Here is a 19202-nt window from a genome sequence, read left to right as displayed (position 1 = left end):
CAGCCTAGTCCGCCCGCTCGACCGGTGTTCCCGATCATGGTTCGGGCGCGCCGGCTCGGGACATCACGGCAGGTCAGAGCCGCTCTGGCGGGATCTGTCGGGAAAAAGGATCGGATCGGCGCGGCGTGCTACCCGGGTGAAAGGGGTAAGCGCGCCGGGCAGTCCATGCGACAGGAGGGACATCATGCCGGAAACCCTCGCGGTCAGGCAGGTCAACATCGGTGACGCCGTGGCCGACATGTGGAGGTCGGTGCTGCTGTTCGTGCCGCGGGCCATCGCGTTCATCGCGATCCTGGTGGTCGGATGGCTCATCGCCAGAGCCGTGCTCAAAATCGTCGACGCGGCACTGGAACGGGTGGGGTTCGACCGAGCGGTCGAACGGGGCGGTATCAAGCGTGCCCTGGAGCGGACGAAGTACGACGCCAGTGACATCCTGGCGAAACTGGCGTACTACGCCGTGCTGCTGTTCACGCTGCAGTTCGCCTTCGGGGTGTGGGGCCCCAACGCGATCAGCGACCTGATCGCGGGCGTGGTGGCGTGGCTGCCACGCGCCTTCGTAGCGATCGTGATCGTGGTGGTCGCGTTCGCCATCGCCAACGCGGTCCGGGATCTCGTCACCGGAGCGCTCGGTGGCATGTCGTACGGGCGGGTGCTGGCCGACCTGTCGGCGATCTTCGTGATCGCACTGGGGATCATCGCGGCGCTGAACCAGGTGGGTATCGCCACCACCGTCACCCAGCCCGTGCTGATCGCGGTCCTCGCCACGGTGGCCGGCATCCTGATCGTCGGTGTCGGCGGTGGCCTGGTGCGGCCGATGCAGAGCCGCTGGGAGGGCTGGCTCAACCGGGTGGCCGAGGAGTCACGGTACATCCGCGACCAGCGGCAGGGGGCCGAGGCGGGTCGCGGCGACACGCAGCGGCAGATGGCCGACCGCACGGGCGCCGAGCGTACCCAGGCGTCGTCGGGACAGGAGTCCTCGATGGCCGGGGGACGCGGCACCTACCAGTCCGGGAACACCGGCGACGAGACCCAGCAGTTCCGGCCGTAACGGTCGATCGCGTCGCCGCGAGGAAGACGGGTGTCCGCCGGTTGGCGGGCACCCGTCCCGCGTCACAGCGGGGGCGGTTGCGCGGCCGGCACACCCAGCACGGCGGTCAGCGCGCAGACGGCGAGCAGGCGCAGCAGTACCCAGTCCGCCTCCGCCCACTCGACCGGGCCGGTGGGCGTACGCCAGCCGTGCTCACCGGCCGCGGAGCGCACCCCTCGGCGTAGCCGGCGAGGGCGGCCGCGGACAGTGGCCGCCGGTCGCCGTGCAGGCTGTCCCGCACGGCGGCGGCGTGCTGGTCGACGGCGGCGAGCAGACCCGGCAGGGCGGTGGCGGCGGCGAGGCCGTCGAGACCCACCGCGTTGGCGAGCGCGACGAGGCTCGACCGCGTCGACTCGACGGCGGTGGGGGCGGAAACCCGGTTCGACGGCACGCGCATAGGGAACGAATCTAGCCAACTCCAACCGGACGCGACCTCGGCCGCTCGGCCGGCCAGGGCATCCTCCACCGGTGCACCGGCCGGTGGCCGGGGGGACCGAACCGGGCGTCCGGTCGGGGTGGGAAACCACGCACCCGGGCACGACCGCCACCAGGGAGGAACGGATGGACACCACCGACGGACCCGACGAGCGGCACCGGCGGCCCGCCGGGGTGACCGACGACACGGTGGCCGCCCTCGGCCGGCTCAGCGAGGCCCTGGAGTGCGTGGAACGCGCCCGCGGTCACCTGTACTCGCTGCACCAGCTCATCGGCCACGCCGACCTGATGCTCGACGACGCGGTACGGATGTTCCGCGCTGCGGGTCATCCCGCGATCGCCGACCGGATCGCCGACGAACTGGTGGGCCGCAACGTCATCGCCGGCCGGTGGACCTTCCAGATCGTCGAGGACTTCGACGACGGCTACCACGCGCTGTTCAGCGACGTGGACCGCTCGGCACGCGAGCAACTGGTCGGCGGCCGGCGGCACCTCCACGAGGCGGAGATGAAGGAGCGTCGCCGCAGCCGGGGCCGGCCCGGACACGAGGCCCGCCCGTGACCCCCGAGGTCAGTCCGAGGAACGGGCGTCCGCGGGGCGGCGCCGGGCGGCGTCGTCGGCGATGATCACGGTCGCCACCATCAGCGCGACGCAGAGGCTGAACAGCCAGGAGCTGTCCTCGACCAGTTTGGCGGAGACCGGCGCCTGGACGGCGGCGAGGAGGAAACCGAGCCAGGCGAGGCGGCGCTGACGCGTGGTGAGGAAGCCGGAGCCCTGATGCATTCCGAAAGTCTTGCGCGTGGCACCGGCGTTGCCGTCAGCCGAACGGCCGATTCTGGCTGTGTCGTCCTGATTCACTGACCATTTGGCCGGGCCCGTCCGGCGGCAAAACGCACTTCGGGTACGCGTCTGGTCGTTCCGGTGACCAGAGCGTACCCGCAGTGGTGTCAGAAGGTGTCGGGGCCGGTGCGGCCGGTGGTGGAGGGGCGGTACGCCCGGTCACGGTCGGTCGGCTCACGACCGGTGTCGGTGGCCTCGCCACCCCGGTCGGCCGCCTCGGGGCCGTGCCCGAAGGCGGCCTCCTCCCCGGCGTCGTTGCCGGTCACGTCGTCGGCCTGCCCGTCGAGCGTGGAGCGGGCGACGGCCCGATCCAGTTCTTCGAGCGGGAGCCGTTCCTCGTCGCGCCACACCCTGTCGTCGGTCATGTCATCGCGGTACCCGGGCCGGTTCGCCGCAAACGACGCGCGGCCCGCCCGCGGGCACGGCGACGGCCGCCGGGCGGACCGGCGGCCGTCGACAGACTTCCGTTCGATCAGGGCTGCGGGCGGTCGACCTTGCCGCGCCAGGCGCCGGTCTCCTGACCACGCCGCTCGATGAACGTCTTGAACCGTTGGAGATCGCCCTTTGCCCGGCGGTCGACCACGCCGAGCTTCTCGCCGGCCTTCTCGATGACGCCGTGCGGGTCGAACTCCAACTGGAGGCTGACCCGGCTGCTGTTCTCGTCCAGCCGGTGGAAGGTGACCACCCCGGCGTGCTGGGTGCCGCCGGTCGACCGCCAGGCCACCCGCTCGTCGGGCAGCTGCTCGGTGATCTCGGCGTCGAACTCGCGCTTCACGCCGGCGACCTCGACGGTCCAGTGGGTCAACGTGTCGGAGAGCTGGCGGACCTCCTCCACGCCCTCCATGAAGTGGGGAAACTCCTCGAACTGAGTCCACTGGTCGTACGCCGTCCGTACCGGGACGGCAACGTCGACATGCTCCGTAACACCACTCATCAGAATCCTTTCCTGCACCCGTGAGGGCGGTGGACCGGTCTGGTCCGCCTCACCAGCGCGTTGTCTCGTTGGTGTGGCCGAGCGCCGCCCACACCTCGGACACCGTCTGGTACCGGATGCCCTCGGGCAGGCGCTCCAGCTCGGCCAGCACGTCGTCGGGGGCCTCGTTCCCCCGCGCGTTGGCGAGCAGCGCGGCCCGGTCGCCGGGTAGGGCGCTCAGCGTGATGAACCGTCCGAGCCGGCTGCGTGCCTCGACGTCCTCCGAACTCATGCCCTGAGGTGTGCCGCCACGCGTGTCGCCGGCCGGGGCGGTGGTCGGCTCCGGCTGGTCCTCTCCCGCGGGCTCCGGAACCCGGAACTCGTCGACCCGTGAGCCGCCGGCGCCCGGCCCCTGTACGACGCCGTTGACCTCCTGACTCATCTGCTCGTCGACCCTCGGTGCGTGCTTGCTGCTGCCGCGATCCATGCCTTCTGCGCTACCCGAAGGGGCTGGTGGTAAACCCGGCAAGCAGTCACGAACCGGCCGGCGACCGGGGCCGCAGGACGGGTTCGCCGGTGTCCGGCGCGCCCGACTGGAGCGCCCGGCCGCGCTGGAGTTCGGCGTTGATCTGGACACCGAGCATCAGCGCGGAATTGGACAGGTAGAGCCAGACCAGGAAGGCGATCACCGCCCCCAGGCTGCCGTAGGTCGCGTCGTACGAGCCGAAGTTGGCCACGTACAGCCCGAAGCCGAACGAGCCGAGCGTCCAGGTGACCAGGGCCACCGTCCCGCCGGGGGTGAGCCAGCGGAACCGTGGCTGGCGCACGTTCGGCGCGACCCAGAACAGCAGGGACATCAGCAGCATCGCGATCAACGCCAGCGCCGGCCACTTGGCCACCGACCAGGTGGTCCGGGCGGCGTCGCCGGCTCCGAGCAGGTCGCCGACCGCGTCGGCGACCGGCCCGCTGACGATCAGGCCGGCGGCGACCGTGGCGAGCAGCACCAGCGACAGTGCCGCGAGCCCGAGCTGCATCGGGCGCAGCCGCCACACCGGCCGTCCCTCGGCCACTCCGTAGATCGCGTTCGAGGCCCGGGTGAACGACGCGATGAAGTTCGAGGCCGACCAGAGGGCACCGAGCAGGCCGAAGCTGAGCAGCACCCCGGCGGAGCTGTTCTGGTCCACCACCGCCCGGACCACGCCGACGAAGCTCTCGTCGGCCACCACCGAGCCGGCGCCGACGTCGCGGGCCAGGTCGAGCACCGTGTCGACGGTGCGTTCCCCGTCGGAGACCAGGCCCACCAGGGCGACCACCACGACGGTGGCGGGAAAGAGTGCCAGCACCCCGTAGTAGGTGAGCGCGGCGGCCAAGTCCGTGCAGTTGTCCCGCAGGTAGTTGCGGCCGGCCCGGACCAGCACGCCGCGCCAGGTCGGCCAGCGCAGCTGGCGCAGGCCCGGCAGCGGCGGCACCGTCGGGTCGGCGGGTGGGGCTTGCGGGTCCGTCGTCCTCATCACCGCTCCCTGGTGCGCGGCCGGCGCATACGGCTCGTCGAATGGCCCGGGCGGTACCCCGCCCGGGCCATCGGCAAACCGGGTGGCGTTTGCCGCGGGTCCGGGCGGGAACGCCAAGGGGAATCGCTCGCACACGGAGGAGGATCACCATGCCCGGGCGCGAGGTACTGCCCAGCACGCTGCGGCGCTCCCCGGAGAAGGCCCAGCGAACGTGGGAGAAGACACACGATTCGGCGGTCGAGACCTACGGCGAGGGCGAGCGGGCGCACCGCACCGCGTTCGCCGCCGTGAAACACGGGTTCGAGAAGGTGGGCGACCACTGGGAGTCGAAGGGCCGTAAGGGCCCCAGCGACCGGCAGGCCGCCGGTGGCGGTCCGCAGCGGCGGGCGCCCACCGCCGGCGGGGTGGACGCGAACGCCTCCAAGGAGCACCTCATGGGGGTCGCCCGGAAGCTGGATGTGCCGGGACGGTCGAGCATGACCAAGCCCGAACTGGTCGAGGCCATCCAGAAGACCAACGACCGGCAGACCCGCCGGGCCCGCGGTGACTGACTGAGCCGGCGCCGCCCAACGAGCCCCGGTCCCCGGTGTACGCGGGGACCGGGGCTCGGGCACTCACCAGTGCCCGCCGCCGGGCGCCTCGATGTGTACCGCCTTGGTGGCGGTGAACTCGTCGAGCAGTTCCGGACCGTAGCCGAAGCCCTGACCGCTGGCCCGGCGTGGCTGGGCCGCACCGGCCGGCGCGCCGCCGAAGGCCGCGTTCACCTTGACGGTGCCGACCGGCAGTTCACGCCAGGCCCGCTGGGCGTGGCTCATCGACCCGGTCAGCACCGTGGCGGCCAACCCGTACGGCGAGTCGGCCGCACACCGCAGTGCCTCGGAGAACGAGTCGACCACCACCACCGGGGCGACCGGACCGAACGTCTCCTCGCGGACCAGCGTCATGTCGTGCCGGCAGGCCTCCAGCACGGTGGCCGGGTAGAAGGCGCCCGGTCCGTCGGGCAGCGTCCCGCCGGTACGGATCCGTGCCCCGTCGGCCACCGCCGCGGTGACCTGCCCGTGAACCTGGTCGCGGTGTCGCCGGTCGACCAGCGGACCGAGCTCGGTGTCCGGCTCGCGTCCCGGGCCGACGCGCAGCGCGGCGGCCCGCTCGACCAGCGCTGCCACGAAGTCCTCCGCGAGGTCGCGATGAGCGTAGATCCGCTCCACCGCGACGCAGATCTGCCCGGCGTTGGCGAAGGCACCCAGGGCGGCCTGGGTCGCGGCCCAGACCGGGTCGACGTCGGCGTCGACGATCAACGGGTCGCTGCCGCCGTTCTCCAGCAACACCTTCGCGCCGGTGCCGGCCGCGGCCGCGGCGATCGCCCGGCCGGTGGCGGTGGACCCGACGTGCGCCACCATGTCCACCTCGGCGGCGGCGAGGGCGGCACCGGTCGCGGGACCGCCGGTGAGCAGCGACAGCACCCCCGCCGGAAGGGCGGTGTCGAGCGCGCGGGCCAGCAACCAGCCGGTCGCCGGGGTGCGTTCACTGGGTTTGTGCAGCACCACGTTCCCGGTGACCAGGGCGGCGCCGAGCAGCCCGCAGGACACGGCGACCGGGTCGTTCCACGGGGTGATGGCGGCGATCACGCCGCGTGGCTGCGGTGTCATGAAGTCGATCGCGGCGGGGTCGCCGTGCAGGGTACGGCCGCCCCGGGCGGGCGCGAGTTCGGCGTACTGCCGCAGGGTGGCGACACCGGCCTCGACGCCGCCACGGGCGTCGGCGAGGGCTTGCCCATCTCGGCGGTGGTCGCGTGCGCCAGGTCGTCGGCGGCCTCGGCCACCGCGTCGGCGGCCCGGTGCAGCGCGGCGGCCCGCTCCGCCGGGGCGGTCGCCGCCCAGTCGGCCGCCACCCCCGCGCCGCCGCCACCGCCTTGCCGACCTCGTCGGCCGTGGCGACCGGCGCGCCGGCCACCCGCCTGCCGTCGGCCGGATCGTGCACCACCAGCTCGCCGGCCTCCCCGCCGGCGCCCCAGACCCCACCGATGAGCTGCGCAACCGTGTACATGGCGGGCAGGATGCCCCGACCCGCGCCGGGCAAACGTTTTGCCCGGTTGCCCCCCGGGTAGCGTCGTCGGATGACCTCGACGGGCTCCGCTGGTGCCGAGCGGGCCGACGCCGTGGTCGTCGGAGCGGGACACAACGGCCTGGTCGCCGCGAACCTGCTGGCCGACGCGGGCTGGGACGTGGTGGTGCTGGAGGCGACCGGCGCCCCCGGCGGGGCGGTGCGCTCCGCCGAGGTGACCGCACCGGGTTATCTCAGCGACCTCTACAGCTCCTTCTACCCGCTCGGCTACGCCTCGCCGGTGCTGCGCGGGCTCGACCTGCCGCGGTACGGCCTGGCCTGGCGGCACGCCCCGGACGTGCTGGCCCACCGGTTCCCCGACGACCGGGCCGCCGTGCTCAACCGGAACCCCGAGACGACCGCGGCCTCGCTGGAGACGTTCGCACCCGGCGACGGCGACCGGTGGCTGGTCGCGTACGAACAGTGGCGGCAGGTCGCCGATCCGATGCTGGAGCTGATCACCACACCGTTCCCGCCGGTGCGCGGTGGGCTGGACCTGCTGCGCCGGCTGCGCGTCGCGGGCACGCTGCGGCTGGCCCGGCGCCTGGTGCTGCCGGTACGCCGGCTCGGCGAGGAGCTGTTCACCGGCGCCGGTGGGCCGGCGCTGCTGGCCGGTTGCGCCCTGCACACCGACCTGTCCACCGAGGAGGCCGGCTCCGGCGGATACGGCTGGCTGCTGGCCATGCTCGGTCAGCAGGTCGGCTGGCCGGTGCCGGCGGGCGGGGCCCAGAAGATCACCGATGCGCTGGTGGCCCGGCTCTCCGAGCGGGGTGGCCGGATCCGTTACGGCGCCCCGGTGGAGCGGATCCTGGTGGCCCGGGGCCGGGCGATGGGCGTACGCACCGTCGGCGGTGGCCTGTGGCGGGCCCGCCGCGCCGTGCTCGCCGACGTGCCCGCGCCCGCGCTCTACCTGGACCTGGTCGGCGCGGACGCGTTGCCGCCCCGGATGGTGGCGGACCTGGAGCACTTCCGCTGGGACGGCTCGACGCTGAAGGTGGACTGGGCACTGGCCGCCCCGGTGCCCTGGACCAACCGCCGGCTGGCCGGTGCCGGCACGGTGCACCTGGGCGCGGATCTCGGCGGGCTGACCGGCTACGCCGCCGCCTTGGCCCGTGACGAGCTGCCAACCGACCCGTTCCTGCTGGTGGGGCAGATGTCGGTGGCGGACCCGAGTCACTCGCCGCCGGGCACCGAGTCCCTCTGGTCGTACACCCACCTGCCGTTTCGCCGGCACTGGCGAGCGGAGGACATCGTCGCCCACGTCGAGCGGATGGAGGCGGTGCTGGAGTCCGCCGCGCCCGGGTTCCGCGGACTGGTCGTCGGCCGGCACGTGGCCGGCCCGGCCGAGCTGGAGCAGGCCAACCCGAGCCTGGTGGGCGGGGCTCTCGGTGGCGGCACCGCCGCGCCCTACCAGCAGCTGTTCCTGCGGCCGATTCCCGGTCTGGGTCGGGCCGACACACCGGTGGACCGGCTCTTCCTGGCGAGCGCGTCGGCGCATCCCGGCGGCGGGTGCACGGTGCCCCGGCGCGAACGCCGCCCGGGCCGCCCTGGCCCGCGACCGGCCGCTCACCGGCGGGGCGTACCACCGGGCGGTGGCCGCCGGGCACCGGGCCGTCTACCGCTGACCGGCCGCCCCGCGGGTGGGTCAGCGCTCGATGTTGCGGTGTCGGGTGCGGAGCCTGAACGGCATCAGCGCGCTCTCGATCTTGGTAGCGGTGGTCATCTTCGAGGCGCCGTCGCGCCGCTCCTCGAACCGGATCGGCACCTCGAGGATGGTGTGCCCCAGCTTGGTGGCGAGATAGTGCATCTCGACCTGGAAGCTGTAGCCGTTGGACTGGACCCGCTCCAGCCCGATGTTCCGCAGCGCGTCGGCCCGCCAGATCTTGAAGCCGGCGGTCAGATCCCGGATCCGCACCCGCAGCAGCGTGTGCACGTAGAGGTTCGCCCAGCCGCTGAGCGCCCGGCGGTACAGCGGCCAGTTCTCGTCCAGCTCGCCGCCCGGCACGTATCGTGACCCGATCACCACACCGGCCTGGGTGGACAGCAGGGCGCCGAGCATCCCCGGCAACGCCTCCGGCGGGTGGGACAGGTCCGCGTCCATCTGGGCCACGTACTCGGCTCCGCCGTCGAGGGCCCGGCTGATCCCGTCCACGTACGCCCGACCGAGGCCCTCCTTGCCGGGCCGGTGCACGACCTCGATCCGCTCGGGATGCTCGATCGCGAGCTTGTCCGCGACCTCGCCGGTGCCGTCGGGGGAGTTGTCGTCGGCGACCAGCACCCTCAGGCGGGGAAGGGGCAGCGCGAGGAGGCGTTCGACCAGCGCCGGCAGGTTGCCCGCCTCGTTGTAGGTCGGGACCACGACGGTCAGGCGCACGTCCCGCCACGGCGAGGGCAACTGGACGGGTTCGATCATGGGAACATCCTCGGTCTGCGGACAGGGCTCCCCGAGAGCGTAACTACTTGTCCCTTCCGGGGTGAAATGGCTCCCCGTGCCCGGGGCGGTCGCGCGGGGGCGGTGGTGCCGTCGGTCAGCCCGGCCGTACCCGCCCGTCGCCGCGGCCGACAGGGCTGCCGGGTTAGCTTCTCGGGGGCCGTGGGTAAGGCCACCCCGGGCGGCGTGCGGGTGCCGTCGGCGCGGTACCGCCGACCGCCGCGGTCGACGTTTACTCCCCGGGGCGCCGGGAACCCGCCGCCCGTGCGACAGGACCGTGGGGAGCCGGATCAGCGCAGGCCAGCCGGGTTGCTGGCCGGTGTCGACCAGGTCTCGTCGAGGCCCGTCCTGTTCGACGCGGTCCTGTTGGACCGGGACGGCACCCTGATCGAGGACGTGCCGTACAACGGAGATCCGGACAAGGTGCGTCCGATGCCGGGTGCCCGCGCGGCGCTGGACCGGTTGCGGGCGGCCGGGCTGAAGCTCGCCGTGGTGACCAACCAGTCCGGGCTCGCCCGGGGCCTGTTCACCGAGGCGCAGCTGCACCGGGTGCACCGGCGGATCGAGGCGCTGCTGGGTTCCTTCGACTCCTGGCAGGTGTGCCCGCACGACGACGGGGACGCCTGCGCGTGCCGCAAACCGGCGCCGGGCCTGGTGCACGCCGCCGCCCGGGCGCTGGGCACCGTCCCCGCCCGGTGCGCCGTGATCGGCGACATCGGCCGGGACGTCACCGCGGCGCTGGCGGCCGGTGCGGCGGGGCTGCTGGTGCCCACGCCGGTGACCCGGCCCGAGGAGGTCGCGGCGGCCCCTGGGTGGCCGCCGACCTGCCGTCGGCCGTCGCGGAGCTGTTGCGCCGGCAGGAATCGTTGCGCCCGGCGGAATCGTTGCGCCCGGCGGAACCGTCGCGTCCGGCGGAACCGTCGCGTCCGGCGGGGGCACGGCGTCCGGCGGAGTCGCTGCCGCCCGGCGCGGCGCGGGATCACACCGCCGCCACCCGCCGCGGAGCCCGTGCCGGACCTGCCGGCCGGGGCCGGACGGTCCTGGTGGTGCGCTCCGACTCGGCGGGGACGTGCTGGTGACCGGGCCGGGCATCCGGGCGGTCGCCGCCGGGGCCGAGCGGGTGGTGCTGCTCTGCGGCCCGCGCGGTCGGGCCGCCGCGGAACTGCTGCCCGGCGTCGACGACATCGTCGAGCACCGGCTGCCCTGGATCGACCCGGTCCCGGAGTCGGTGGATCCCGCCGAGATGGCCGGTCTGGTCGCCAGGCTGGCCGCCGTCGCGGCCGACGAGGCGGTCGTCTTCACCTCCTTCCACCAGTCGCCGCTGCCACTGGCCCTGCTGCTGCGGATGGCCGGCGTCGGGCGGATCTCCGCGATCAGCGACGACTACCCCGGCAGCCTGCTCGACGTACGCCACCGGGTGCCGGTCGGCGTCCCGGAGGCCGAACGGGCCCTGTCGCTGGCCGCCGCCGCCGGCTACGCGCTGGCCGAGGGCGACGAGCCGGTACTGCGGCTGCGCCCGGTGCCACCGCCCCCACCCGAGGTCGGCGAGCCGGGATACGTGGTGCTCCATCCCGGCTCGGCGGCGCAGGCCCGGGGCTGCCCGCCCGAGCTGGCCGGGCGGATCGCCGGGAGCTGACCGCCGCCGGTCACCGGGTGGTGGTCACCGGCGGCCCGCAGGAGCGTGACCTGACCGCCCGGGTGGCCGGCCGGCACTGCCGGGATCTCGGCGGCCGTACCGGGCTGACGGCGCTGGCCGGTGTCGTCGCCGCCGCCGGGGCGGTGGTGGTCGGCAACACCGGCCCGGCGCACCTGGCCGCCGCGTACGGGGTGCCGGTGGTCAGCCTCTTCGCCCCCACCGTCCCCTTCGGCCAGTGGGGGCCCTGGCGGGTGCCGACGGTGCGGCTCGGTGACGCCACCGCGGCGTGCCGCGACACCCGGGCCGCGCGCTGCCCGGTGCCCGGCCACCCCTGCCTCACCAACCTCGATCCGGGCGCCGTCCTCGACGCCCTACGGCTGCTCGGCGTGCCGCCGGACCGGGCGCCGACCACGGCGGCAGTGGGCGCGGCGATGTCGCGGGCGGCACCGGCGGGGGCCACCAGTGGCGGGAGCGGCCGATGAACATCCTGCTCTGGCACGTGCACGGGTCCTGGACCACCTCGTTCGTGCACGGCAAGCACCGCTACCTGGTCCCGGCCACCGGGGACCGCGGTCCGTACGGGCTGGGCCGGGCCCGCACGTACACCTGGCCGGAGAGCGCGGCGGAGGTGAGCCCGCAGCAGCTGCGGACCGCCGAGGTCGACGTGGTCATCCTGCAACGTCCCGAGGAGATCGACCTGGCCGCCGAATGGCTCGGCCGCCGGCCGGGCCGCGACCTGCCGGCGATCTACGTGGAGCACAACACCCCGAAGGACGGGAACGTCCCGCACAGCCGCCACCCGATGGCCGACCGGGACGACCTGCTCATCGCCCACGTGACCGCGTTCAACGAACTCTTCTGGGACACCGGTTCGACCCGTACCACCGTCGTCGACCACGGCGTCGTGGCGCCGGCGGTGGAGTACACCGGCGAGCTGGACCGGCTGGCCGTCGTGATCAACGAGCCGGTACGCCGGTGGCGGGTCACCGGCACCGATCTGCTGCCCCGGTTCGCCGAGATCGCCCCGCTGGACGTCTTCGGCATGGGTGTGGCCGGGCTGGGCGCTCACCTCGGTCTGCCCGCCGAGCGGCTGACCAGCCATGACGACGTGCCGCAGCACCGGATGCACGCCGAGCTGGCGCGCCGGCGGGCATACCTGCACCTGTGCCGGTGGACCTCGCTCGGGCTGAGCCTGATCGAGGCCATGACGATCGGCATGCCGGTGGTGGCGCTGGCCACCACCGAGGCGGTGGCGGCGGTGCCGCCCGGTGCCGGCGCGCTCTCCACCCGGGTGGACAGCCTGCTGGAGGCCGCCGGCCGGTTCGTCGCGGAGCCGGAGCGGGCGCGCCGGGCGGGCGCCGAGGCCCGCGCCGCCGCCCGCGAACGCTACGGCCTCGACCGTTTCCTCGCCGACTGGGACCGGCTGCTGGAGGAGGAAGTATGCGGATAGCGATGATCTCGGAGCATGCCAGCCCGCTCGCCATCCTGGGTGGCGAGGACGCCGGCGGCCAGAACACGCACGTCGCGGAACTCTCCGCCGCGCTCGCCGCCGCCGGGCACGACGTGCGGGTCTACACGCGCCGCGACGCGGTGGACCTGCCGGTGACCGTACGCAACCCGGACGGCTACGACGTGGTACACGTGCCCGCCGGACCGGCCGAGCCGGTGACCAAGGACGCGCTGCTGCCGCACATGCGGCCGTTCAGCGCCTGGCTGGTCGACCGGTGGCGCGGCGGGGACTGGGTTCCCGACGTGATCCACGCGCACTTCTGGATGAGTGGCCTGGCGGCGCTGGAGGCGAGCCGGCAGACCGGGGTGCCGGTGGTGCAGACGTACCACGCGCTCGGCACCGTCAAGCGCCGCCACCAGGGCGTGCAGGACACCAGCCCGGCGCGGCGGGTCGGCTACGAACTCCAGCTCGGCCGCTCGGTGGACCGGGTGGTCGCCCAGTGCCGCGACGAGGTGGGCGAGCTGGTCCGGATGGGGGTGCCCCGGTCGCGGATGACCGTCATCCCGTCCGGGGTGAACCTGGGCACCTTCGCCCCGCTGGGTCCGGCCGCCGAGCGGGAACCCGGGCGGGCCCGGATCCTCACCGTGGGCCGGCTGGTGGAACGCAAGGGTTTCCAGACGGTGGTGCGCGCGATGGCACACGTGCCCGACGCCGAGTGCGTGGTGGTGGGTGGCCCGCCGGCCGGCCTGCTGGAGACCGACCCGTACGCCCGGCGGTTGCGGGCCCTCGCCGGCAGTTGCGGCGTCGCCGACCGGGTTCGGCTGGTCGGCGCGGTGCCCCGTGAGGAGATGGGCCGCTGGTACCGCTCGGCCGACATCCTGGTCGCCGCGCCCTGGTACGAGCCGTTCGGCCTGACCCCGCTGGAGGCGATGGCGTGCGGGATACCGGTGGTGGCGACCGCCGTCGGTGGCCTGCGCGACACGGTCGTCGACGGGGTGACCGGAGACCTGGTGCCGGCGCGGGACCCGCGGGCGTTGGGGAGGCGCTGCGCGGGCTGCTCGCCGACCGGATCCGCCGGTTCGCGTACGCGGGCGCGGCGCGCGACCGCGTCCGGCGGCACTACTCGTGGGCGGTCACCGCCCAGCGCCTCGCCGAGGTCTACGCCGAGGTGGCCGCCGTGCACCGCGCGAGCCGGGTGGTGGCCCGGTGACCCTGCTCGACACGCACCTGGCGCACCTGGCCGCGGCGCTGCCGCCGTACCGGCACTGCGAGCCGCTGCTCGCCCGCTGGGGTGCGGCCCTGGCACAGCGGCTCACCGCCGGCGGCCGGCTGCTCGTCGCCGGCAACGGCGGCAGTGCCGCCGAGGCGCAGCACCTGACCGCGGAGCTGGTCGGCAAGCTGCGTGACGACCGCCAGCCGCTGTCCGCCATCGCCCTGCACGCCGAGACCTCGGCGCTGACCGCGATCGGCAACGACTACGGCTACGAGGAGGTCTTCGCCCGGCAGGTCCGCGCCCACGGCCGGCCCGACGACGTCCTGTTGCTGCTGTCCACCAGCGGGGGCAGCGGCAACCTGCTCGCCGCCGCGCGGGCCGGCCGGGAGGCGGGTCTGCGCTGCTGGGCGTTCACCGGTCCGGCCCCGAACCCGCTCGCCGGGACCTGCCACGAGGTGCTCGCGGTGGACTCGCCGGACACCCAGGTCGTCCAGGAACTGCACCTGGTCTCCAGCCACCTGCTCTGCGAGTACGTCGAGCAGGCGATGGAGGCGTACGTGGCACAGGAGGTGCCCGCCGCGCCGGCCGCCGGTCCGGTGCGTGCCGGCGTCGAGGTGGTGCTGGAGGGCGGCACCGACCGGTCGGTGCAGGCGTGAGGAGGAGAGCGTGACGGGACCCGTGGTTGTGCTCGGTGACACCCTGCTCGACCGGGACGTCGAGGGGGTGGTCAACCGGCTCTGTCCGGACTCGCCGGTGCCGGTGCTCGACGAGGCCGCGCACGTCGACCGGCCGGGCGGCGCCGGCCTCTCCGCCGTCTTCGCCGCCGCGCAGGGTGCCGAGGTGGTGCTGGTCACCGCGCTGGCCGACGACGCCGGCGGGGCCCGGTTGAGCGTGTTGCTGGCCGCCGCCGGGGTGCAGGTGTACCCGCTGCGGCTGGCCGGGGCGACGCCGGAGAAGATCCGCTTGCGGGCCGGTGGCCGGGTGCTGCTGCGCCACGACCGGGGTGGCGGCGCCGGCGAGTCGGGCGAGCCGGCCGAGGCGGTGCTGCGCGTGCTCGACCGGGCGTCGGTGGTGCTGGTCAGCGACTACGGCCGGGGCTGGCGCGGCAGAGCGCGCTGCGGGCGGCGCTGGCGTCGATCTCGGCTCCGGTGGTGTGGGATCCGCATCCGCGCGGGCCGGCGGCGGTGCCCGGTGCGCACCTGGTCACGCCGAACGAGGCGGAGGTGCGTGAGCTGATGGAGGCGCCCGCGGGGGTCACCCGGCTGGCCACCGCGTCCCAGGGCGCGCAGCGCCTGCGGCAGCGGTGGCGGGCGGGTGCGGTCGCGGTGACGTTGGGCGCCGACGGCGCGTTGCTCAGCCACGCCGGATCGATCCCGCTGGTGGTGCCCGCCCCGGTGGCGGCCGAGGGGACACATGCGGCGCGGGGACCGCTTCGCCGTCGCCGCGAGCCTGGCCCTGGCCCGTGGGGCGCTGGTCTCGGAGGCGGTGCAGGAGGCGGTGGTCGAGGCGTCGGCGTACGTGGCGCACGGCGGGGTGGCGACGGCTCTGCCGCCGCCGGTGCGCCGGGCCCCGCAGGCGGTGCACGCCGCGATGGCCGGGGACCGGGTCGGGGTGGCCGCCGCGGCCGCCGCGGTGGCCCGGGTCCGGGCCGACGGTGGGACGGTCGTCGCCACCGGCGGCTGCTTCGACCTGCTGCACGCCGGTCACGTGGCGACCCTGCAGGCCGCCCGCCAGCTCGGTGACTGCCTGGTGGTGTGCCTCAACTCGGACGCCAGCGTCAGCGGGTTGAAGGGGCCGGACCGGCCGGTCATGCGCCAGGCCGACCGCAGCCGCCTGCTGGCCGCGCTGAGCTGTGTCGACGCGGTGATGATCTTCGACGAGCCGACGCCGGTGGCGGCGCTGTCCTGGTTGCGCCCGGACATCTGGGTCAAGGGCGGTGACTACACCACCGGTGGCGGCGACGGCGACAGCCTCCCCGAGGCGGAGATCCTGCGCCGCTGGGGAGGCCACGCCGTGGTGGTGCCGTACCTGGACGGCCGCTCCACCACGGAGATGATCGCCGCCGCCGGCCGCTCGTCCGGACGTCCCGACACCGGGACGTCGATCTCGACGAGCCCGGCGGTCGCCCCGGAGAGCACGGAGGTCGTCCGATGAACGCTCCGGTCACCGGCCGGACGGTACTGGTCAGCGGCGGGTCCAGCGGGTTGGGCGCGGCGGTCGTGGCGGCGGTGGCCGCCTCCGGCGGCCGGCCGCTGGTGCTGGACCGGCAGGCGCCGGGTGACGGGGTGCCGTGGGTCGAGTGCGACCTGGCCGACACCCGGGCCGCGGAGGCGGCCACCCGGGAGCTGGCCGAACGCGTGGGCGGGCTGGACGCCGTGGTCACCGCCGCCGGCATCGACGTGCCCGGCCGGCTGGCCGACGTGCCCGGTGCGACGTGGGAGCGGATCGTCACCGTCGACCTGCTGGCCACCGCCGCGGTGATCCGGGCCGCGTTGCCGTTCCTGGCGGCGTCCCGCGGCACCGTCGTCACGGTGGCCTCCACCCTCGGGGTCAAGGCGGTCAGCGACGCGACGGCGTACTGCGCGGCGAAGTTCGGGGTGGTCGGGTTCACCCGGGCGCTCGCCGCCGAACTGGCCGGGACGGTGGGTGTCACGCTGCTGGTGCCGGGCGGGATGCGGACGGCCTTCTTCGACGACCGCGATCCGCAGTACCGTCCGGGCCCGGAGGCGATCCTCAACGACCCCGGGGACACCGCCGCCGCCGTCATGTTCGCGCTGTCCCAGCCCGCCGGCTGCGCGGTGCGCGAGATGGTGGTCTGCGCCGAGCAGGAGACCTCCTACCCGTGATCCTGGCGCTGCGTGCCCTCGGCGTCGGTGACCTGGCCACCGCGGTCCCGGCGCTGCGGGCGCTGCGGGCGGCGTACCCCGATCGGGAGCTGGTGCTCGCTGCGCCGGGCTGGCTCGGGCCGCTGGTCGAGCTGGTCGGCGGCGTCGACCGGCTGCTGCCCACCGACGGGCTGGACCGGTTGGACCGGCCGACCGGGACCGTCGAGATCGCGGTCAACCTGCACGGCCGAGGTCCGGACTCGCACCGGCTGCTCACGGCCCTCCGCCCCGAGCGGCTGCTCGCCTTCGCCAACGCCGACGCCGGGCACGCCGACGGCCCGGACTGGGACGACGACGAGCACGAGGTGCCACGCTGGTGCCGGCTGCTGCGCGGTTACGGTGTCCCGGCCGATCCGACGGAGCTGGACCTGCGCCGGCCGCACCGGATGGCCGGGCACACCGGGGTCACGGTGCTGCATCCCGGCTCGAAGGTCCCGGCCAAGCGCTGGCCGGCCGGGCGGTACGCCGCGCTGGCCCGGGAGCTGACCGCCCGCGGGCACCGGGTCGTGGTGACCGGCAGCGCGCCGGAGCGGGCCGGCGCCGCCCGGATCGCGCAGGCCGCCGGACTGCCCGCCGCCGCGGTCCTGGCCGGCCGGACCGACCTGGCCCAGCTGGCCGCCCTGGTCGCGCACGCCCGGCTGGTGGTCAGCGGCGACACCGGGGTGGCGCACCTGGCCACCGGTTACCGCACCGCCTCGGTGGTGTTGTTCGGCCCGGTCCCGCCCAGCCGGTGGGGTCCGCCCCCGGGACGTCGGCGGCACCGGGTGCTCTGGGCCGGCCCGGGAGACCCGCCCGGTGCGGCGGGGACGGGCCGCCGTCCGTCGGTGGCCGCCATCGGCGTCGACGAGGTGCTGGCCGCGGTCGGCGAGGTGGAACGGGCGGTGCGTGCGGACCGTGCGGTTGCGGCGTAGCGACCCGGGCCGTCCGGGGTACGGGCGCCGCCGGCGGGGGCAGGGCTGGTCGTTCCTGGACCCGGGCGGCGGGCCGGTACGCGACCCCGACGAGCTGGCCCGGCTGCGCGCCCTGGTCATCCCGCCCGCCTGGCGTGAGGTCTGGATCTCGCCCCACCCGAACGGGCACATCCAGGCCACCGGCGTCGACGTCGCCGGTCGCAGGCAGTACCTCTACCACCCGCTCTGGCGGCAGCGGCAGGACGAGGCGAAGTTCGACCACGTGCGGGAGGTGGCCCGCCGGTTGCCGGTGCTGCGCGAGCGGGTCGGCGACGACCTGGCCGGGCGGGGGCTGTGCCGCGAGCGGGTGCTGGCGACGGTGACCCGGCTGCTCGACATGGGCACGTTCCGGGTCGGCAGCGACCAGTACGCGGCGGGTGACGACCCGACGTTCGGGGTGGCCACGCTGCGCCCCGAGCACGCCCGGTTCCGCGGGGGTTGCGTGGTCTTCGAGTTCCCGGCCAAGGGCGGCGTCGAGCAGGTGCGGCGGGTCTCCGATCCGCAGCTGTGCCGGGTGCTGGCCAACCTGCGCCGTCGTCGGCGGGCGGCGGACCGGCTGTTCGGCTACTGGGACGGGCGGCACTGGCGGGACGTGCGCGCCGACGAGGTCAACGAGTACCTGCGCGAGGCCAGCGGCGGCGAGATGACCGCGAAGGACTTCCGTACCTGGCACGCGACGGTGCGGGCGGCGACCGAACTGGCCGCGCTCGGCTCGCCCCGGTCTCCGACGGCCCGGCGGCGGGCGGTGGTGTCGGTGATGCGGCAGGTGGCGGAGCTGCTCGGCAACACACCGACGGTGGCTCGGGCGTCCTACGTGGACCCGCGGGTGGTGGACCTGTTCCACGACGGTGTGGTGGTGCCGGTGGGCGCGGAGACTCCTCGCGAGCAGGCCGAGCAGGCGGTGCTGACCCTGCTGGAGCGGGCCTGACCGGCGGGCTCAACCACCGGCGCCGGACGGGCCCACGCCGCCGTCGCGGGCCGGGCCGGCGGCGCGGGCCTCGATCAGCATCGCCACGCCGTCGAGCACCCGGTCCAGTCCGAACCGCCACTCCGCGTCGATGTCCCCGTCGTCCTCGTCGTCCTCGGACAGCAATTCGTGGATGGCCGGGTACGGGCCGGGAGCGGTCACCACGGCCAGCTGTTGCCAGTAGCGCAGGCCCACCTCCTCGGGCGTCCGCCCGGTGCGGGCGGCGGCCTCGGCGAGATCGGCGGTGAGCGTGGCCCAGCTGCGGGCGTACCCGCTGACCAGCATGATGGTGGAGATCCGTTCGGCGGCCCGCAGGCCGGTGCCGCGCAACGCGGCGAGCCCGTACTCCATCCAGCGCACCTGGTTGGGATTGATCGGCGGACCGCTGATCGGCACGTGTCGCATCCAGGGCTGCCGGCGCAGCGCGACGAGATTTCCCTCGCCCCACCGGGCCAGCGCCGGTCGCCAGCCCTCGTCCGGGCCGCGCGGGCGGGGCGGTGGACCGAAGGCGATGTCGACCATGAGGTCGAGCAGGTCCTGCTTGGTCGGCACGTACCGGTAGAGCGACATGGTGGCCACGCCCAGCTCGGCGGCGACCCGGCTCATCGACACCGCCGGGAGCCCTTCGGCCTGGGCTACCTGGATCCCGGCGGCGATCACCTGATCAAGGCTCAGGCTGCGCTTCGGGCCACGGCTGGGGCGCTCGCGCAACCCCCAGGCGAGCGCGATGTTCTCGGGCAGTTCGACGTGGGCGTCGTCCACTCCACCTCCAGGACCGGTC

15 protein-coding genes and 6 pseudogenes are annotated in these 19202 nt (G+C 74.8%); 12 read left to right on the top strand and 9 right to left on the bottom strand.

Annotated elements, in window-relative coordinates:
• The first annotated feature begins 184 nt into the window (after positions 1–184).
• A complete protein-coding gene (locus KIF24_RS19465) occupies positions 185–1048 on the top strand; it encodes a mechanosensitive ion channel family protein (protein ID WP_221085268.1) in 864 nt (287 codons plus the stop codon).
• A 62-nt stretch (positions 1049–1110) separates the two neighbouring features.
• On the opposite strand, the pseudogene KIF24_RS19460 reads toward KIF24_RS19465, so the two are convergent.
• Positions 1111–1484: pseudogene (locus KIF24_RS19460) on the bottom strand (DUF6401 family natural product biosynthesis protein).
• Positions 1485–1648: 164 nt separating this feature from the next.
• On the opposite strand from KIF24_RS19460, the gene KIF24_RS19455 reads away from it, so the two are divergent.
• The gene (locus KIF24_RS19455; protein WP_221085267.1) at positions 1649–2083 is read left to right on the top strand and encodes a hypothetical protein; all 435 of its coding nucleotides are present in this window, start codon (positions 1649–1651) and stop codon (positions 2081–2083) included.
• Positions 2084–2092: 9 nt separating this feature from the next.
• On the opposite strand, the gene KIF24_RS19450 is transcribed toward KIF24_RS19455, so the two are convergent.
• The 5 genes from KIF24_RS19450 to KIF24_RS19430 all read right to left on the bottom strand — a co-directional run bounded on the left by KIF24_RS19450 (position 2093) and on the right by KIF24_RS19430 (position 4786).
• Complete coding sequence (locus KIF24_RS19450) at positions 2093–2305, bottom strand: hypothetical protein (RefSeq protein ID WP_221085266.1); 213 nt, start codon at positions 2303–2305, stop codon at positions 2093–2095.
• A 164-nt stretch (positions 2306–2469) separates the two neighbouring features.
• Complete coding sequence (locus tag KIF24_RS19445; protein WP_221085265.1) at positions 2470–2727, bottom strand: hypothetical protein; 258 nt, start codon at positions 2725–2727, stop codon at positions 2470–2472.
• 107 nt (positions 2728–2834) lie between these two features.
• Complete coding sequence (locus tag KIF24_RS19440; protein WP_221085264.1) at positions 2835–3296, bottom strand: SRPBCC family protein; 462 nt, start codon at positions 3294–3296, stop codon at positions 2835–2837.
• 49 nt (positions 3297–3345) lie between these two features.
• Entirely contained in the window at positions 3346–3762 is a 417-nt protein-coding gene (locus KIF24_RS19435) for a DUF2795 domain-containing protein (RefSeq protein ID WP_221085263.1), read from the bottom strand.
• 46 nt (positions 3763–3808) lie between these two features.
• Positions 3809–4786: a YihY/virulence factor BrkB family protein gene (locus tag KIF24_RS19430; RefSeq protein ID WP_221085262.1), complete on the bottom strand. Its 978-nt coding sequence runs from the start codon at positions 4784–4786 to the stop codon at positions 3809–3811.
• Between the two features lie 149 nt (positions 4787–4935).
• On the opposite strand from KIF24_RS19430, the gene KIF24_RS19425 reads away from it, so the two are divergent.
• On the top strand, positions 4936–5337 hold the full coding sequence (locus tag KIF24_RS19425) for a ChaB family protein (RefSeq protein ID WP_221085261.1): 402 nt from the start codon (positions 4936–4938) through the stop codon (positions 5335–5337).
• A 63-nt stretch (positions 5338–5400) separates the two neighbouring features.
• On the opposite strand, the pseudogene KIF24_RS19420 reads toward KIF24_RS19425, so the two are convergent.
• A pseudogene (locus KIF24_RS19420) lies at positions 5401–6832 on the bottom strand (aldehyde dehydrogenase family protein).
• Between the two features lie 70 nt (positions 6833–6902).
• On the opposite strand from KIF24_RS19420, the pseudogene KIF24_RS19415 reads away from it, so the two are divergent.
• Positions 6903–8514, top strand: a pseudogene (locus KIF24_RS19415) (phytoene desaturase family protein).
• Between the two features lie 20 nt (positions 8515–8534).
• On the opposite strand, the gene KIF24_RS19410 reads toward KIF24_RS19415, so the two are convergent.
• Positions 8535–9302, bottom strand: a complete 768-nt coding sequence (locus KIF24_RS19410; RefSeq protein WP_221085260.1) for a polyprenol monophosphomannose synthase — start codon at positions 9300–9302, stop codon at positions 8535–8537.
• Between the two features lie 327 nt (positions 9303–9629).
• Between KIF24_RS19410 and KIF24_RS19405 the strand changes: the two are divergent.
• From KIF24_RS19405 to KIF24_RS19370, 8 genes and pseudogenes are all read left to right on the top strand, one after another.
• A pseudogene (locus KIF24_RS19405) lies at positions 9630–11438 on the top strand (HAD-IIIA family hydrolase).
• Positions 11435–12406 carry a glycosyltransferase family protein gene (locus KIF24_RS19400; protein WP_221085259.1) on the top strand — a complete coding sequence of 324 codons (972 nt, stop codon included), beginning with the start codon at positions 11435–11437 and terminating at the stop codon, positions 12404–12406. The pseudogene KIF24_RS19405 and the gene KIF24_RS19400 overlap by 4 nt, the downstream one beginning before the upstream one ends.
• Positions 12397–13616 (top strand): annotated as a pseudogene (locus tag KIF24_RS19395) (glycosyltransferase). The gene KIF24_RS19400 and the pseudogene KIF24_RS19395 overlap by 10 nt, the downstream one beginning before the upstream one ends.
• Positions 13613–14275: a D-sedoheptulose-7-phosphate isomerase gene (locus KIF24_RS19390; RefSeq protein WP_221085258.1), complete on the top strand. Its 663-nt coding sequence runs from the start codon at positions 13613–13615 to the stop codon at positions 14273–14275. Before KIF24_RS19395 ends, KIF24_RS19390 begins: the two are co-directional and overlap by 4 nt.
• Positions 14276–14285: 10 nt before the next feature.
• Positions 14286–15773, top strand: a pseudogene (locus tag KIF24_RS19385) (PfkB family carbohydrate kinase).
• The gene (locus KIF24_RS19380; protein WP_221085257.1) at positions 15770–16465 is read left to right on the top strand and encodes an SDR family oxidoreductase; all 696 of its coding nucleotides are present in this window, start codon (positions 15770–15772) and stop codon (positions 16463–16465) included. Before KIF24_RS19385 ends, KIF24_RS19380 begins: the two are co-directional and overlap by 4 nt.
• Positions 16462–17415: a glycosyltransferase family 9 protein gene (locus tag KIF24_RS19375; protein WP_221085256.1), complete on the top strand. Its 954-nt coding sequence runs from the start codon at positions 16462–16464 to the stop codon at positions 17413–17415. Before KIF24_RS19380 ends, KIF24_RS19375 begins: the two co-directional genes overlap by 4 nt.
• On the top strand, positions 17399–18382 hold the full coding sequence (locus tag KIF24_RS19370) for a DNA topoisomerase IB (protein WP_221085255.1): 984 nt from the start codon (positions 17399–17401) through the stop codon (positions 18380–18382). The genes KIF24_RS19375 and KIF24_RS19370 overlap by 17 nt, the downstream gene beginning before the upstream one ends.
• Positions 18383–18391: 9 nt before the next feature.
• On the opposite strand, the gene KIF24_RS19365 is transcribed toward KIF24_RS19370, so the two are convergent.
• Positions 18392–19183 (bottom strand): TetR/AcrR family transcriptional regulator, encoded by a 792-nt coding sequence (locus KIF24_RS19365; protein WP_331461197.1) that lies wholly within the window; start codon positions 19181–19183, stop codon positions 18392–18394.
• Between the last annotated feature and the right edge of the window lie 19 nt (positions 19184–19202).

This window comes from Micromonospora tarapacensis, from assembly GCF_019697375.1.
GTDB classification, from domain to species: Bacteria; Actinomycetota; Actinomycetes; order Mycobacteriales; family Micromonosporaceae; genus Micromonospora; species Micromonospora tarapacensis.
Note: the sequence above shows the minus strand (reverse complement) of the source record. Positions and strands in the feature narration are given on the sequence as shown.